We start from the raw sequence: 17,487 nt of genomic DNA on the forward strand, positions 1-17,487 counted from the left end.
GGAGCAAAGGAGCTACGTATATGCGAACTAAATTGAAAAATCTGGGATTCACTGCGACCTCATTTTTGTCGTTGGTGCTGATTACGGTAAATGCCCAGTTGATTTATGCTTTTTGGGATATTAGAAATACCATCCCTAAAGATTTTCCTACAGCCATGGGGGTCACTGACGCTCAGGCCGGAAACCTGTATTCAATGCAGGGGTTAGTTATCATCCTGGGAACGATCGCATTGGGATGGATAGGTGACCGCTTTGCAATTCGCACGATTATGCTGATTTCTTCACTGGGGGCTGGGGGCGTCTCCCTCTTTATCACCGTCTTTTCCCCCAATCTTTCTTTTGGAACTTTGCTAGTCTGCTTCTTCCTAATGCTTCTATTTACAGAGGTACTGTTCAAACCGGCGAACTTTAAAGCCGTGAGTCTTTCAACCACTGAGGATCATCAGGGAACCGCCTTTGGATTTTTCGAGTTTGGTCGCGGGCTATTAGCTTTCTTGGTTTCTTTGATGTGGACGGTGATGGTTGCTTCCGGTGCCAGCGCCCGCACTATTATGTACACTTCCTCAATAATCGTTCTGGTTGCAGGACTAATGGTATTTTGGGCGGTGCCTAAGGGTCAGAAAGTTGGCGATGAAGACACCCAAACTTCTAACACCCTGGAAGCTATTAAAGGAGTTGGCAAAGTAGCAAAGCTACCGGTCGTCTGGTTGACTGGTATTAATGTATTTTGCATTTACGGAACTTTCGTAGCTGCTGGAACTTATTTTGCTCGTTTCTTGCAGGCTGGATACGGAACTTCCGCAGTTGCAGCAGCAACTTTTGCGACTACGGTAATTGCTCTGCGCATGTTGCCCCTGGTATCAACAATCCTGGTTGAGAAAGTGTTTAAATCAACTGTTCGGTTTATGAGAACTATGGAAATAGCTCTGGTAGTCATGCTGGTAGTCATTGCTACTATCTTCTTTAGTAATAGCCCAGAAATTACTTCCTACCCAGCCGGGAAAGTTCCGGAAGGACTCATTTCTGGTGGGATGTTCTGGACACTAATTGTGATGATGCTGCTTGCTTCGGCGACCACCTTTATGATTCGCGGCGTTTACTATGCTCCTATCGGAGAATTTGGGGTGGCCAAGAAGAATTCTTCGGCAGCCATGTCCTTTGCGATTACCGTGGGATATATCCCTGCTTTGCTAGCTCCCATTGTTCTGGGGGGTCTAATCACTCCTTCGGTCACCAACGATAAGGGGGAAGTAATAACTGAAGTACTTACTTCCACCAATATTTTGGGGTCGGCATTCCTAGGATTAGCGGTGTTAGCTCTGGTGGCGGCGGTAATGTCGCACATCATGGTGAAAATGCAACAGCGTCAAAAACAGGGGAACTGAGGGAAAATGGTAGATTTATCAAAACCAGCAGACTGGATGGCGGGATATCCTGATTCAGTTCCTATATGTGATCTCACCATCCCGGGAACTCATGACTCGATGACCGCGCCTTGCCCGCAAAGATACTACAAAACTCAGACGCTATTGTTGCAAGATCAGCTGCTCGCCGGTGTGAGATTTTTAGATCTGCGAATCAGAAGCACTTTAGTGGCTGCGCACCGCGAGTGGATAAGCGACATTAAAGCTCAAGATATTTTGGAAACTATTCAGAACTATCTCAGGGAGCATCCCCAGGAATTTCTATTAGTTAGATTCCAAAATGCCAATGAAAATAAGGATGACTTTCCGCAATATTGCGAACAAATAGTTAAACTTATCGAAGCAAATCGGGATTTATTCTTTCTTTGGGAGGAAGAAAATCAGGTTGCCATTAGTGAGTTAACTTTGGGGCAACTACGCGGAAAAATATTGGCACTGGAATGTGCCCCCCGACAGTATCAAGCAACTCATTTGGAAGATTGCATCTGGGCATATCCTTGGCATGAAGCGGAAAAAATCCGGCTTCAAGACTTATGGGATGGCCCCAGCTTAGAAGATAAACAGCAGGCAATCTTGCAGTTGTCGGAAGATAACTCTCAGGGGGTGCTGCGTTTGAATCATATTAGTGCCACCAATGGTGAGTTAGGGTTTCCAGATGCTTATGCGAGTGCTTTAAATCCCTGGATCTGCGATATTTACGCAAACAAGGAATCTAGATGCAAGCAAAGGCCCCAGGTATTAATTTGTGACTATCTGACCCCCGAGCTTGCCCAAACTCTGATAACAGCTGGGCGAAATAGTTGCCAAAGTTAGGTGAGGAACATGGAAAACGATAAGTGGCAAAAATTATTAGATTGCGCGGTATCTACCGTAAAGCAAGCGGCTGAAATGGCGCTTGAACCGGGAATAGAACTGAATATCGAAACGAAAAGCAATCGCAATGATTTAGTTACCGATGTCGATAAGGCGATAGAGCAATTTATAGCTGATCAGATGACGGCGGCTACCGGCTATCCTGTCTTGGGAGAAGAAGGGCATGCGGTTGATTCTTTCGAAGGTAGAGTCTGGCTAGTAGATCCCATCGATGGAACCATGAACTACATTGAAACCCGACGAGACTATGCAATTTCCTTGGCGTTGTGCGAAAACGGTGTTCCGGTTTTGGCAGTAGTACAAGATGTGGCAGCCGACAAAACCTATACTGCCACTTTAGGGGGAGGGGCGTTCTGTAATGGAACCCCCCTGGAAAAAGTTGATCCCGATGTTGATTTTCAGCAAGTAGTACTGCTAACCGATCTCAAAGAGATTCGCGCACTTCCACGTTTAGCCCAAGTACTAGCGGAATCTCGAGGTCACCGTCGTTATGGTTCAGCCGCACTGGAAATGGTAGAAGTAGCCGCTGGTAGGGCAGGGGGATTTGTCCATTTATGGGTGTCCCCTTGGGATATAGCTGCAGCTACTTTAATCTGTACCGAAACTGGATGCTTAGTTTCCCGTTTTGATGGTTCCAATATGGATGTGCGCCAAAAAGGTTCAGTTATGGCTGCTTGGCCAAAGGTACATTCCGGATTGCTGTATCGGTTGGTGCAGGCACCAAATTAGGAACTATTGGTAATCTTCTGCCAAGGTCTGACTCCACCTTTGGCCAGAGGAATCGCCCAGATAGGTAATGGCTGGGTGGAGGAAGGATTCCTCCACCCAGCCATTACTCCTAAAAGCTAGCTGCTATCAAGAAGTGCCAGTTGATCTGCCAGTCTTTCCAAAACCAAGTAGACGGAACTTGCTCTCAACTTAGCGTTGGGTCAGCAGTCTCCTATGCTACTAGCTCTGTTTAGCCGCAAGCACCTGGCGGAGAAGCTAGATTTTTTGGCTCTCCAGCTTCCATACCTGTTCAGCGTAGTCACTGATAGTGCGATCAGCGCTGAAGCGTCCGGACTCACAGATGTTGATCCAGCATTTACGTGCCCATTCAATTTGGTCAGCATATTCGAGAGCAGCGCGATCACGTACTTCCCGATAATCAGCGAAATCACCAAGTACGTAGTACACGTCAGCCGGTTCGTAGCCGTTGGAATCTAGTAGCGACCCCAGCAGATCATGGAACAGACCGGTACCACCATCATCTAAGGTGCCATCAACAAACGCATCCAAGGCACGTTTAAGTCCTGGCACGGTCTCATATAGGTTTCGCGGATCGTAAGTGCGTCGCAACTCTGGAAGTTCTTCTTCCTTGGCGCCGAAAATGTAGGCGTTTTCTTCACCCACAGAATCGACGATCTCCACGTTGGCACCATCTAAAGTACCCAGACACAGGGCGCCGTTCATCATGAACTTCATATTCGAAGTTCCCGACGCCTCTTTACCAGCAGTAGAAATCTGTTCGTGAATATCGGCAGCGGGAATAATATGTTCCGCCGGCGAAACGTTGTAGTTTTCGACGAACACTACCTGAATAATTTGGGAAACCTCGGGGTCACTGGCGACCAGTTCCCCAATCGTATTAATCAGCTTAATAATCGCCTTGGCACGTACATAGCCCGGAGCAGCTTTCGCCCCGAAAATGAACACCCGATGCGGCCAAGGTTTCTGCGGATTCTCTTTGATCCGGAAATAGAGATCCAAAATGTAAAGGGCATTTAGCAGCTGGCGCTTATATTCGTGCAACCGTTTAATTTGCACATCGAAAATCGCTGACGGATCAATCTTTTCCCCGGAACGCTGCTCCAACCACTTGGCAAAATCCCGTTTGTTATCGGCCTTTACCCCCAGTAGCTGAGCCATTAGATCCGAGTCACCAGCGAGCTTACGCAGGCTCTTGAGCTGATCCATATCGGTAACCCAATCAGTCGAGCCCAGCTTCTCAGTAAGCAGGCTAGCTAGACGAGGATTGCACTGTTTCAGCCAGCGCCGCGGCGTAACCCCATTGGTCTTGTTGTTAAACTTTTGCGGCCAAATCTCGTACCAATCTTTCAAAGTCTGCCGTTTAATGATCTCGGTATGCAGAGCCGCCACCCCGTTAATCGAAAATGCGGCATAGCAGGCAATCCAAGCCATATGGATCCGTCCGCCATGAATCGGCGACATATAGTCAATCCGGGCAGCGTCAAAGCCCAGCGCCTCCAGTTCCATCCGGAAACGGCGGTCAATCTCCGCTACAATCTCCAAAATTCGGGGGAATAGCCGCTGGAAAATCGCGTATTCCCAGGTTTCGAGAGCTTCAGCGAGCACCGTATGGTTGGTGTAGGCGAAAGTGTTCTGCACGATCTGCCAGGCATCTTCCCAATCCATCCCGTGGTCATCGAGCAAAATCCGCATCAGTTCCGGAATAGCCAATACCGGGTGAGTATCATTTAGCTGAATACAATTGTATTTCGCGAAATCGCGCAGGTCATCGCCATGATGCTTAATGTAGTTCTCTACCATGTCCTGCAGGGAAGCAGACACGAAGAAGTACTGTTGGCGCACCCGCAGCACTTTGCCCTCGAAAGTAGTGTCGTTGGGGTAGAGCACCCGGCACAGGTCAGCTACACGTTCCCGCTCGATAATCGCATCGGTGAAACGCTGAGAGTTGAAAGCCTCATAGTCGAACTCTTCCATTGGCTCTGACTTCCACAGGCGCAAGGTGTTGACGTTATCGGTGCCATAGCCGGTGATCGGCATATCGTAGGGAATCGCCCGCACCTGCATATCCGCGAAGTTAATAAAACGCGGTTCTTCCTCGCGGCGAATGACGAAAGGATAGCCTTCCTCCATCCAGGGATCCGGATGTTCCCGCTGGTTACCGTTTTCGAAAGCTTGTTTAAATAGTCCGTAACGGTACAAGATTCCATATCCGCGCACCGGTAGGTTCATAGTGGCGCAAGAATCTAGGAAACAGGCAGCTAGACGTCCCAAGCCTCCGTTACCCAGAGAGGCATCGTGCTCGGCCTCCAGAACGTCGGTGAGATTCATACCGAAGGCGTTAGTAGCCTCTTTTGCCTGCTCTAACAGTTCCAGGTTATCCAGGTTATTGAGCAGAGCTCTGCCCATCAGGAACTCGGCCGAAAAGTAATGCTCTTGGCGTCCCGCCGCATACTTTTCGGTGGTTGCTTCCCAGTTTTCGGCGATACGTTCTACGATCGCTTGTGACATTCCCGTCCAAAACTCCATAGGGGTGGAGTCTTCAGCGCGGCGTCCAGAAATAGAACGGGTAAATGAACCTAAAGAATGGGTAAGGTTGTCTGCCATATTCAATCTCCTTGCAAGGCTTACGATTCCAAGGCTATCGGTTAAAGGTGAAATGACCGACCTAAATCCACTATTTTGGCAGTGGTGTTAGTTACACCTGTTTCATCTTGCCATTTGCCGCTGTTTTCGGAATTCTTCGGGAAAAGTCTGCGCAGCTAAGCACCGAAAATCCCTAGATTTCGATCCACAGAGTTTGTCCCGGAGCTATTTGATCTTTTCTGCTGTGGTTTGAGCTAGGCGAGGAGCCAATCCCCGGGGTAGCTAGGACTATTTTTGCTGAAGCTGCTACCGTGATCTTCGGCAGCGGTCGCATGCCTATTCCCAGGTTAGTTACTACCACCACTTGACGCCCGTTCGCTCCGGTAACCTGCAAAGCCAGTACTTCGGGATCGCTGTCTAGCCAGGTAGATTCGCCCATTCCGAGGCCGAGGTCGCGGCGCACTGCAAGCATTTTGCGGTAAAAGTTTAACGGAGAGTTCGGGTCAGATTCTTGTGCCTGCACCGACAGCCCACCCCAATTATCCGGTTGCGGCAACCAGGCCGGGCTAGCTCCCGCAGGGGAGAACCCAAAGTTAGAACCAGGATCATCTGACCAGGGGAGCGGTACCCGGCAGCCGTCCCGTCCTCGTACCCTAAAATCGGAACGCTGCCAGGTGGGATCTTGGCGAGCCTCATCTGGAAGGGTCGTGGCTTCCGGCAGCCCCAATTCTTCCCCGTTATACAGGTAGATGGAACCAGGTAGCCCCGCGAGGAACGCGGTTGCCGATAGTGCCCGAGTCAATCCGATTTCTTGATCTGGTTGCGGGTCACTTGCCCCGATTCCGTTGTCGGTATTCGCTCCACTGGGGTAGCCGAAACGGGTGGCATGGCGGACTTTGTCATGGTTAGAAAGCACCCAAGTGGGGGGAGCCCCTACCGAGGCAGAAGCCTCTTGGGTGCGCCGGATAACTTTTCGTAGGGCGGCTGGCTCCCAGTGGCAGTTGACTACCGAGAAATTGAAGGCCTGGGACATTTCGTCTTCCCGCACATACATAGCTTCTTGTTCCGGGGTATTGACCCAGGCTTCGGCTACTAGCATCCGGTCACGGCCATATTCATCTAGCACTTGGCGCCATTCGCGATAAATATCGTGGACTCCCGGCTGGTTAAAGAACGGCCCCACATCGAGGGCGCGTCCATTGTCGCTATTCGGGCCTTCGTAATTTAGGCGATCCGGCCCCACCAAGTCATCGGGCAACGCGGGGTCTTTCACTAGGCCATGCGCGACATCTACCCGAAAACCATCTACTCCGCGGTCTAACCAAAAACGTAGGTAGGAGCGGAAAAAGTCGTGAACTTTAGGGTTCTCCCAGTTGAAGTCGGGCTGAGAGGCATCAAAAATATGCAGGTACCACCAGTCCCGGTCGCTAGCTTTACCAGTTAGGGGCTCCACTTTCGACCAGGCAGATCCGCCGAACATAGACCCCCAGTTGTTGGGAGTAGTATCCGCGCATTTGCGGAACATATACATATCGCGCGCCGCATCTCCCGGCTCCGCGGCTAGCGCCTGTTTAAACAGGGGGTGATCCCAAGAAGAATGATTAGGAACCACATCAATGATGGCTTTCATTCCCCGAGCGTGGAGATCGGCGAGTACCTTGTCGAAAGTCTCCAAGTCGCCATATTCGGGATTAATATCCAGATAATCGGATACGTCGTAACCAGTGTCGTGTTGGGGAGAAGGATAGAAAGGAGAAAACCAGACCGCATCAATCCCCAGTTTTTCCAGGTAGTCCATTTTTTCCAAAACCCCGGCCAGATCGCCGATCCCGTCCCCGTTAGAATCGGAAAAAGAACGGGGATAAATCTGATAGATGGCGGCACTACGCCACCACTGATCCCAGTCACCTCGTTGCACGCGGCTCATTTTCTTCTCCTCTGTGGTTGTTTAAACAGTCTTAGTCCTCACTGCCTTTGCGGCGACGCCGACGGGCTCGGCGCGGACGAGGCTGGCGTTGCGTACCGGCACCTTGGTGGCTATCGCGTTCCCGACGCCGATCGCGTCCATTCCGGGATCCTTTACCCCGTCCGCCTCCAGAGCGACCGCGAGAATTTTGCCCGCGCGGGGAGCGCCCGCGACCGCGCCCATGTCCACCGGTTTCCCCTAGGTCTTCGAGCTTTTCGGCGGCGAGACCGGCACGTTTACGCATCGAACGCGGCAAGCGCCCGCCCGCGTCCTCGGGAATATCCAAATCGGTATAAAGGTGAGGACTGGTGTGGTAGGTTTCCACCGGTTCTTCTATTCCCAGGGAAAGCTCTTTATTTATCAGCTTCCAGCGGGGAACATCATCCCAATCTACGAAGGTAATCGCGGTTCCGGAATTACCGGCGCGACCAGTACGCCCAATGCGGTGGATATAGGTTTTGGCATCCTCGGGGCACTGGTAGTTGATCACATGGGTTACATCATCGACATCAATACCGCGCGCCGCAACATCGGTAGCTACCAGCACATCGACTTTTCCGTGTCTAAAAGCCCGTAGTGCCTGCTCGCGGGCACCCTGTCCTAAGTCGCCATGCAAAGCTGCGGTCGCGAATCCCCGTTTGCCGAGATCTTCCGCAACCCGAGCAGCAGTCCGTTTAGTGCGTGTGAAAATAATGGTGAGGCCGCGCTGGCGCGCCTGCAAAATCCGAGCTACTACCTCAATTTTATTGAGGGCGTGGCAGCGGTAAATCACTTGCCGCGTGGTTTTTACCGTGGCGCCCTGGTCATCGGGATCTTGTGCCCGAATATGAGTGGGATGCGACATATAACGCCTGGCTAAGGCCACTACTTCCCCGGGCATAGTGGCTGAAAACAGCATAGTGTGGCGATTTGCGGGGGTGCGGGAAAGTAGCACCTCTACATCGGGGAGGAACCCCAGATCGAGCATTTCATCGGCTTCATCGAGCACCATAGTGCGTACTGACGACAAGCTCAGATACCCCTGTTTCATGAGGTCAATCAGCCGTCCGGGGGTGCCGACTACAATCTCGACTCCTCGTTTTAGATCCGCAACCTGGGGTTCGAAAGCGCGTCCCCCATAGATTTCACAAATGCGTACCTTGCGGCGGGCAGCTGCCTGTGCGGTTTCTCTTGCCACCTGGATAGCCAGCTCCCGAGTGGGGAGCACAATCAACGCTTGTGGATGGCCGGGATCTAGCAAATCTTCGAAACCGTCCTCATCTGGGCCCACCACGTCCTCTAGCACTGGGAGCGCAAACCCTAAGGTTTTACCAGTGCCGGTCTTCGCCTGCCCGATAATGTCATGGCGCTCTAGCGCTACTGGCAAAGTGAGGGCTTGAATCGGGAAGGGATGCACGATTCCGGCATCTTTAAGCGCCTGGCATTGCGGAGCCGAGACCCCGAAATCAGCGAAAGTTTTTTCGGAAAGATCCATAGAGGAATCGCCCACCACATCGGCTTCCGCCTGTTGAATCTGTGGCTCATGTGCTGCGGAAGTGTCAGCGATTCCACTGGTTGCTTGGATATTTTCTTCAGTTGTCAATCGAATACCTTTCACGGGGATTTTCCCCTGGAACTATGGAGGTAGCCGATCGCAAAAAATCTTGGCTCTCCGCTAGAGAGGCCGGGGCGAGGCGCCCGGAAAAAATACTTCAGTTACGAAAACGATCGGTCAACCCGTCTTCTTCTCTTCTATCCTATCCCACCGTTTCGCAGGGTAAACAATAGGGGTAACGCAGCTAACAGTTAGTTAGAAGCCATTTTGATAGTTAGAAGCGTCTGGAGCCGTTGAAAAGCGAGAATCAAATCCGCAAGCGCGTTAGTCTAAGAGGGTGAGTGACGCACAAAGACTGGGACTTATCGGATACTTCACCCTGGCTATGCAGCAGCGGTTAGCAAAAGACGCTTCGCTGTGCCCCACGGTGGATCAAGAAATCGCTTTAGGGCAAATGTCGGCGCGAGCTTGGGAAAACTATGAAAAAGTAGCCCAGGTCAGCCAAAACGTTGGGGTTGAGCTGCCAGAAGAGATGAAGCAATATCTGGGGCTGACCGTTCAGCTAGAGGAACGCCTGCGGCCCACTGATTGGTACGAACGCCTCGTTAAAAGCTACGTAACGATTGGGGCGATGGCCGATTTTAACCGCAGCTTAACTGCGGGACTTTCCTCGCAAGCACAAGCCGAACTCTCCGAGGTCGCGTGGGATTGCGGGCAAGAAGGATGGGCGGTGCCGGTAATCACGCAAGCGTGTGCCACTCAAGTGACGGTACCAGCGCGGCTGTCTCTGTGGGGACGGCGGGTGCTCGGAGATGTGCGTTCTACTTTCCGCCAGGCCATCGTGGGCTATCCCGAATTAACGGCTGAGGGCGGAGAAGATATCCCCGAGGCGATCAAGGAACATCACCGCCTCCGGATGGAGCGTACCGGGCTGAAGGCTTAAAGCCTTTGGAAGCTATAACGCCCCGGTAGGCTTGATATAACCCGGATAGATACCGGGTGTCTGCTAAGCGCCAGCCGCTACCGAACTTCTGGTAGCGGCTGGGAACCTTGCGGGCACCGGCAAGCCGATTAGATCGCTTAGATCGGGTGCTTAGCCGATTCCGAATCCCACCCGCTGCGGTTGCGTCTCGCTTATCTGGCAGTAGGCAATTAAGTGCGGGTTGATAAGTACCTGCTGACCCTGCTTATTGGTTAGCGATAGCAACTCTTCGGGTTTATCTAAAGCTGCCTGCAAGGTGGCTTTAACCTGGTCAGCGTCCATGGCTACTTCCAGTTCCAAAGTTTTGGCTACGCCTTTAAGTCCCAGTGAGATATTCACGTTTTCCTCCGTTTAGCAATCTTCTAGGCTTATCCTACCTGCTCGCTACCGGGCTATGCCCGCTTGCTTGCTAACAGCTAAAGCTTTAGGGATGCTCCTGCTTGTTAGCAGTCGCCTCCTATGAACATGATGTCTGTGCGAGTTCCAGCTGTGAACGGAAAACTCCCAGGATATTTGCGGTGAAGTCGAACCAGGAACCAGGAAATCACGGCAGGCAAAGAAAGCATTAACGACACCGAAGTTTTTTCTATAATTGTTTATATGGCAACCTTTACTCTGCGCGCAGTTCCTTTCCCGGTGGAATTGGAGTTACCTGAGCTAGGCGAAAAGGAAAAGCAGATACTTGGCAAGCTGCAATCTGCTAGTTCGCTAATAGTTAGAGGAGCGGCCGGCAGCGGAAAAACCATTTTAGCTTTGGCAGCTATGGAGCAACTTTTCTGCCACCACAGCCAGATAATAGGAATAGCTCCTTCCCGTTCGCGAGCAGAATATTTAAACACTGCCAGGATCAGTCGGAAACTCCCTATTTCCCGTCCGTTCATTACCCCTACCGCCTTGGCCTTCCAAGTGCTTAAAGATTTTGCTAGCGCGCGCCGCGAACAACTTCCGGAACCGGTACTGCTGACCGGATCACAGGAAGATGCCCGGATTCATGAACTGTTAAGTCAGGTAGATGCGCCTTGGCCGGAATATATTGGCTCCGAGGTAAGGCAAACTGATTATTTTTGCTCTGAAATACGTACCCTGTTCGCCGCTTGTGCTCATTGGGATATCAGCGCTCAACGTTTAGATGAGTTAGGGCGCGAACTCGCGGTTCCCGAGTGGCAGGCGGCAGCGGTATTACTTAGTCAATACGAACCGTCTTTTAAAGACAACAGCTGGGATGCCGCCCGAATGCAAGATCGCGCGGGGCAAGTTTTAGGTGGTTGGGAACAAGATGCGGCTTTACTATCACCTCCCCAATTACCGGAGTGGGTAGTGGTAGACGACCTGCAAGATTGCCCGGCTTCTACCGTGCGGCTGTTAACGGAAATGGGCAAGCGAGGCACTAAAATCTTCGCCCTCTACAACCCCGACGTGGCAGTGGAAACTTTCCGTGGGGGATATCCGCAAGGGGGTAGCTATCTAGCCGAACAGCTAAATTGTCCCCAGGTGACGCTAGAGGAATCTTTCCGGGAGACTTCGGGAGGGCTACAGCTTACAGATCCGCTTAGCCACCAGGTAGAGTGCGATAGTGCGCGCGAACAAAAATTTGCAGAGTTTTCTACTGTTTCCTCCCAGGCGCGGGCGATTGCCGAATACTTGCGCTATCAGCACTTAACCCGACAAGTTCCGTGGGCAGAGATGGCGGTTATTGCTCGTAATCGCTCCCAAATAGACGAGATAGTTTCGCTTCTACGGGGTTTGGAGATTCCAGTAAACGAGCGTCAAAGACCCATACTTTTTAAAGCTAACCACGTTACGGGTGCCTTACTATCGCTTTTTACTTTGCCAGGACAAAGCGAGCTCGCCAAACAGTGGGGAAGGGGTAATCCCGAGATTTCCTCTGTAGATGAAGTTTCCTGGGCCCCCTCACAATATTTGTTAGCTGACAAGGTAATTTCCCCGCGGGGGAAAGCGATTAGACACCTACTTCGCTCTCCGCTTTTTTCTCTAGACTCCCTGCAGATGCTGCGTTTGGAGCGTTCGTTAGTGCGCGCCGGTATCGGTGTAGAAGCAAAAATAGAAGATTTTTATGCCGCCATCGGCACCCCCCATTTCCCGGTCACCCAGGTAGAGATGGTAGAGGGCGGGCAAATCTATATTCGCTGTCATCAAGTTTTAACTGCAGCAATAGCTCAATTGGATCAGCCTCCACTGGTGGTGCTAGACAAAATTTGGACGTTATTGAATCTAGAAGATTCGTGGTGTCAGCGAGCACTTGCCGGAGAAGAGTTCGCTGATCAAGCTTTAGATGCGGTTATTGCCTTAGTTCGCCATGCAGAGATTTGGTCGCAGCGTCACTTAAATGCCAATATGAGTGACTACTGTGCGGTGCTCTCGCGGCAAACTCAAGCCGAGGACGTACTTACCGATACCCATGGGATAGGTTCGGCGGTAGCTTTGGAAACCGTGTTTTCCGCGGCGGGTCGCACCTGGGACACCTGTGTAATCATCGGGATGCAGGACGGACAGTGGCCAGTTATCTCCGAGCGAGGTTCTCTGCTGCGTTCGGGGGAAATCTCTGATTTTCTCCATGCTACGGCGCTGCTTAGTCCCACGGGAAAGCTACAGTTAGCTCCCGGAGAGTCCCGCAGTCGTGCCCTCGAGAGGGAACGATCCCTCGCTAGGTGTGCCCTTAGCCGTGCCCGCAGCAATATATTGGTTACCGTGCGCTGCGACGCTGAGGATAACCCTTCGATATTTTTTGATAATCTGCGTGCCCACTTGGAAAATAGCAAGTTTTCTGGCGCGCAATACCTGGGTGCTGATTGGGATCAACAACTAGGAGCGGACACCGACCCGGAAAACAGAAACCGGGGCGGACATCAGCTATTTCCATCTTTGCGTTCCTTGGTGGGGCATTTAAGGGGGGTACTCGCCGGCAAGACGGATGATGCAACTCGTAAAAAAGCAGTGGAAACTTTAGCCTATTTAGCTTCTCAGGGGGCGCGGTTTGCTAACCCTGATACTTGGCGTCAGGTGGGAATAGATAATAGCTGGTGGACGAATCCCGCCGGATTAAAATCTGCCGCTGGCCGAGCAGTAATATCCCCCTCTGCCTTAGAGGACTTGAACGAATGCGAATTTCGCTGGCTGCTCTCGCGGCGGGGAGGGCAGAAAGTCGAAGCTACTGGTAACGCCGCTTGGGGAACTCTGGTGCACCAGATTGCTGAAGAGATGACGGATAGCAGCCTGCAGGAGCGCCTGGCGTTCTTTTACGCTAACTGGCCGCAAGAAACAGAAGCTTTCTTTTCTCGCCAAGACGGGAAAAAACGAGAAGAAATGGTGCGTCGTCTCAGCCGCTATTTAGATGATCATCAAACCCCGGCGGTAACCGAAATAAGCTCCTATGCGGTGGTATCCGACTTAGCGATGGTGGCCGCCCGGTTAGATCGCCTGGAAGCTGGCGAGGACGGGATTAGAATCGTTGATTTTAAGACAGGTAAAACGGTTCCTACCGCAAGAGAATTAGCTGACCATTTACAGCTGGCCTGCTACCAACTGGTTTTAGAAGCTGCTCTCCTAGGAGGTGATAGCCGATCCCGGCAGATGCTGGCACCACTACTAGCGCAGACACCAGAGCAGATTCAAAGCGCCAGTTTGATCTATCTGTCCAAGCACAAGCGGAAAGCTAGGGGAGAAACCGACTACGAAGAAATCCCGAAGGAAATGGTGCAAGCCCCATTAACTGAGGAGCAAAAAGGATTGTTAATAAGCAATATTATCCAGGCGGCAAAAGTGGTTTCCGGGTCGGTATTTCGCGCGGTTGAGAACCAACGCTGTGACCGTTGTTCCTTGCGTTCTTGCTGTCCTCTACAGGCTGAAGGAGAACAAGTGCTATGAGTAATATCCAACAAGTTAGGTACTCGCCAGCGCAGATAGCTAAAGCCATTGGGCAGTATCGTCCGAACGCAGATCAAGAAAAAGTTATTACTGCCCCGGTTGATCAACCGATGATGGTCATTGCCGGAGCGGGTGCGGGAAAAACGGCTACCATGGCGTTTCGAGTGGTTTACCTGGTGGCCAACGGTTTGGTAGCTCCCGATCGGGTGCTGGGACTAACTTTTTCAAATAAGGCGGATGCAGAACTGGGAAGCCGCCTGACTGACAATCTGCAGGTTTTGGCAGCCAACCCCGATTTTTCTGAGGTGGCGGAGGTATTAACTGATCCGGAGACCGGCGGCACCATCCTGCCCGTAACTTCTACCTATAATGCTTTCGCGAATCAGATAGTGCGCCAATATGGTTCTCGACTGGGGATTTCTCCGGCCTGCATACTACTAGATGAGGCACGCCGCTGGCAGATCATGTATGAGATCGTCAGCACTTGGCCAGGGGATTTGACTACCGATAGCAGTATTGCGACCACGGTCAGTAGGGCTTTAGCTATCGGTTCTCAGGTACGCGACCAGCTATTGGACATAGCGCAGGTGCGGGCGGGACTAGCCCAGATGCGGGAACTTTATAGCTTAGGCAGGCCGAAAGGAAGATCCCAGAAACCCAATGCTAATATGCAAAAATTCCTGGATTCTCTAACCCATAGGGGTGAATTGCTGGATATTTTCGCAAGCTATGAGGAATACAAGAAAGAAAATGGTTACCTCGAATACGCTGATCAAATCTACTATGCGGCCATGTTGGTTGCGCGTTTCCCAGATATTCGAGGTACGCTGCGGCAACGCTATGACGTGATACTGCTTGATGAGTTTCAAGATACTTCAGTGGCGCAGCTGAGACTGTTTTCTACTATTTTTGCTGGTAAAGGAGCTATGGCGGTCGGTGACCCTAATCAGGCTATCTACGACTGGCGAGGTGCCTCCGAGCTTTCTATGCAAAATTTCTTAACCGAATTTGGAGTTCCGCCTGAAGAAATGACCAGCCATATTCAAGATATGCCGGTTACCTATCGCAACCGCGAAGCGATTCTAGAGGCAGCCAATCAGGTAGTGGCGCCGTTAAGTAAACTCGCAGCAGGAGAAAAAGCCCAGCAAGTTGAGCAGCAAATTCGTTCCTTGATTCAGGTGCCTAATCCGGAATATGGATTCGATCCCGCCCCCTCCCCGGAGGTCTTTGCCGCTCCCGCGTCCTCGGTAAAGGCAAAAGAACTAGTTACTTGTCCGCAAAAGCGAGATGACCCCGGTAAAGTCCATCTCTATTTCGCGCAAGACTGTGAAGAAGAAGCGGAATTAGTGGCAGATTTTTTTGCCGAGCGCTGGGGTGAAAGAGACAAAATAGCTCTCAAGAATAAGCAGCTCCCACCGCAAAAGCAGGAAAGCCTACCTACCGGAGCAATACTGCTGCGTAAGCATTCCCAAGGGCCAGTAATCACTCAGGCTCTGCGTAGACGGGGACTTCCAGTAGAAATTACCGGGGTCGCTGGTCTCATCTATGATCCGGCAGTTGCCGATGTGATCGCGGCACTGCAAGTATCCGCAGATGCCGGACAAGGCGATTACCTCATGCGACTAATCATTGGGTGCGGCGTTAGCCCGGCAGATATTGACCTGTTGTGGAGATGGGCGCGGCATTTGGCTAACCCAGATGACATTCCCGATATAAATCCGCAAGCCTTCTTGATGGATGCGTTAGATAACCTACCGGAAGCGGGATGGACATCTGCGGGAGCCGGTAGCGGATTTAGCGCCGAAGCACATCGCCGCCTGAGTATTCTCCGTGCCCAATTAGCTACGGTGCGCCGCCATATCCATGACCCGCTCGGTCTATTAGTACAACGCACAATTTTTGCCCTAGGTTTGGATCTCGATGTCAAAATCCGTCCAGATGGGGGAGTGTCTGAGCGTTGCCTGGCAAGTTTCGTGAAAATTGCCCGCGAATATGAAGCCACCGGAGTTAGCGCAAATCTGCACAGCTTCTTGGATTGGCTCCGGCTTGCTGATGAACAAGGCTCCGGCCTCGACATGCCACTACAGGAACCTAACCCGAATGCTATTCAATTGATGACTATCCATGCCGCTAAAGGCTTGGAGTGGACGTGGGTGGCGATTCCCGGACTCGATGAAAGTCGTACCCACCAGGGAAACCTTCCCAAAGCTCCCTTCAAAGCGGGGAACGGCAAATGTAGTGAATCCTCCTGGATTACCGATGTCGCGATGATTCCCTATGACTTGCGTCCCGATAAGGAAGTGCTGCCAACTATTGAGCGTGGCTTGGAAGAAAGCGGTTATGACTTTGAAGGAGAGGCTTATTCGGATAATCCCAAAGTGCTAGAAAGCTATAAATGTGCCTTGGGCTTTACCTCGCAGTTAGCTGACCGACGTCTAGCCTATGTAGCTTTTACCCGCGCGGAGTCAGAACTGCTAATTGGTGGCAGTGCGCATACCGCTACCGCCGTCACCGAACGCGTACCCTCCCAATTCTTGGTGGAAATAGATTCCACCGGGAAAATGCGCGAACTCCGTAACCGGGAGCCGGCAGGAGATGGCGATGAATGGACGCCCGTACCGAGCGAAATACTCTGGCCGACCTCTCCGTCTGTGCAGTTATCGCGGCTTTCAAATGCTGCAAACGAGCTGCGGACGCTAATAGATAATGCGCACAGTGATAGCTTGCTGCATAGTTTGCTATCTGCAAAAGATACCGAGGAAATACTAGCTTTGGCTGACAGTCATTCTCCTTGGATGCAACAGGCGGTACAGCTAATTCGCGATGAACAAACTGAAAACGAAATTCGCGGCCAAGTGGAGCTTCCAATTTCCAGCGGTGTTACCAGGGCGCGTCGATTACAAGAGGATCCGGCGGGCTTTGCATTGAGTCAGCGGCGTCCGCTGCCAGAATTTCCTACCGGAGGCGCTACTTTAGGGACTTTATTCCACGAATGGGTAGATCAGGAACTGCGGGGATCTGTTTATTCCTTGCCCCAGGATTTAGATAAAGGGCTGGCCAAATCGCTACGGAGATTACAACAGAAATGGAAATCTGGAACCGTACACCCTGATCGCGGTTGGGAATATCTGGAATCCGAGATTGAATTTGCGGCGCCGCTGGCGACAAAGCTCGTCGCCCGCATTGATGCGATTATGCGTAACCCCGCTACCGGTAAACCCGCGATTATTGACTGGAAAACCGATTCGTTAATCTTTGATAGTTCCGGCAAGATTGCCGCCGAGAGCGAAGAGAAGGTGGCAAACTATATGCGGCAAATCAATACCTATCGCTTGGTTTACGCTGATTCGCTGGGGTTGCGCTTGGAAGATGTGGAGGCGGCACTTTATTTTGTACGCTACGACTTACTATGCCACCTGGACGATTGGAGTGAGCGTCTGAACCTTCCCCAAAAACTCGAAGAGCTATTTCCGGAGCTGATTTAAGCGTT

Annotated in this window: 10 protein-coding genes; 6 read left to right on the forward strand and 4 right to left on the reverse strand. The window is 51.6% G+C overall.

Annotation, left to right across the window (positions count from 1 at the left end):
* Positions 1-20: 20 nt before the first annotated feature.
* From F605_RS0105760 to F605_RS0105770, 3 genes are read left to right on the forward strand one after another with little or no spacing between them, the layout of a single operon-like run.
* Complete coding sequence (locus F605_RS0105760; RefSeq protein ID WP_022864944.1) at positions 21-1,385, forward strand: MFS transporter; 1,365 nt, start codon at positions 21-23, stop codon at positions 1,383-1,385.
* Positions 1,386-1,391: 6 nt separating this feature from the next.
* Positions 1,392-2,237, forward strand: coding sequence for a phosphatidylinositol-specific phospholipase C domain-containing protein (locus F605_RS0105765; RefSeq protein ID WP_022864945.1), 846 nt, complete (start codon positions 1,392-1,394; stop codon positions 2,235-2,237).
* Positions 2,238-2,246: 9 nt separating this feature from the next.
* A complete protein-coding gene (locus F605_RS0105770; RefSeq protein WP_022864946.1) occupies positions 2,247-3,026 on the forward strand; it encodes an inositol monophosphatase family protein in 780 nt (259 codons plus the stop codon).
* Positions 3,027-3,281: 255 nt separating this feature from the next.
* On the opposite strand, the gene F605_RS0105775 is transcribed toward F605_RS0105770, so the two are convergent.
* The 3 genes from F605_RS0105775 to F605_RS10120 all read right to left on the reverse strand — a co-directional run bounded on the left by F605_RS0105775 (position 3,282) and on the right by F605_RS10120 (position 9,109).
* On the reverse strand, positions 3,282-5,651 hold the full coding sequence (locus tag F605_RS0105775) for a glycogen/starch/alpha-glucan phosphorylase (protein WP_022864947.1): 2,370 nt from the start codon (positions 5,649-5,651) through the stop codon (positions 3,282-3,284).
* Positions 5,652-5,823: 172 nt separating this feature from the next.
* Entirely contained in the window at positions 5,824-7,557 is a 1,734-nt protein-coding gene (locus F605_RS0105780) for a glycoside hydrolase family 13 protein (RefSeq protein WP_022864948.1), read from the reverse strand.
* 31 nt (positions 7,558-7,588) lie between these two features.
* On the reverse strand, positions 7,589-9,109 hold the full coding sequence (locus F605_RS10120; RefSeq protein WP_244865187.1) for a DEAD/DEAH box helicase: 1,521 nt from the start codon (positions 9,107-9,109) through the stop codon (positions 7,589-7,591).
* Positions 9,110-9,467: 358 nt separating this feature from the next.
* On the opposite strand from F605_RS10120, the gene F605_RS0105790 reads away from it, so the two are divergent.
* Positions 9,468-10,073, forward strand: coding sequence for a ferritin-like fold-containing protein (locus F605_RS0105790; RefSeq protein WP_027723640.1), 606 nt, complete (start codon positions 9,468-9,470; stop codon positions 10,071-10,073).
* A 150-nt stretch (positions 10,074-10,223) separates the two neighbouring features.
* Here F605_RS0105790 and F605_RS10125 read toward each other — a convergent pair whose 3' ends face one another.
* Positions 10,224-10,451 (reverse strand): DUF3107 domain-containing protein, encoded by a 228-nt coding sequence (locus tag F605_RS10125; protein WP_022864951.1) that lies wholly within the window; start codon positions 10,449-10,451, stop codon positions 10,224-10,226.
* A 261-nt stretch (positions 10,452-10,712) separates the two neighbouring features.
* Between F605_RS10125 and F605_RS0105800 the strand changes: the two genes are divergently transcribed.
* Positions 10,713-13,997 carry a PD-(D/E)XK nuclease family protein gene (locus F605_RS0105800; protein WP_022864952.1) on the forward strand — a complete coding sequence of 1,095 codons (3,285 nt, stop codon included), beginning with the start codon at positions 10,713-10,715 and terminating at the stop codon, positions 13,995-13,997.
* Complete coding sequence (locus tag F605_RS0105805) at positions 13,994-17,482, forward strand: ATP-dependent DNA helicase (RefSeq protein WP_022864953.1); 3,489 nt, start codon at positions 13,994-13,996, stop codon at positions 17,480-17,482. The genes F605_RS0105800 and F605_RS0105805 overlap by 4 nt, the downstream gene beginning before the upstream one ends.
* Positions 17,483-17,487: the final 5 nt, after the last annotated feature.

The sequence above is a fragment of the Varibaculum cambriense DSM 15806 genome, from assembly GCF_000420065.1.
GTDB classification, from domain to species: domain Bacteria; phylum Actinomycetota; class Actinomycetes; order Actinomycetales; family Actinomycetaceae; genus Varibaculum; species Varibaculum cambriense.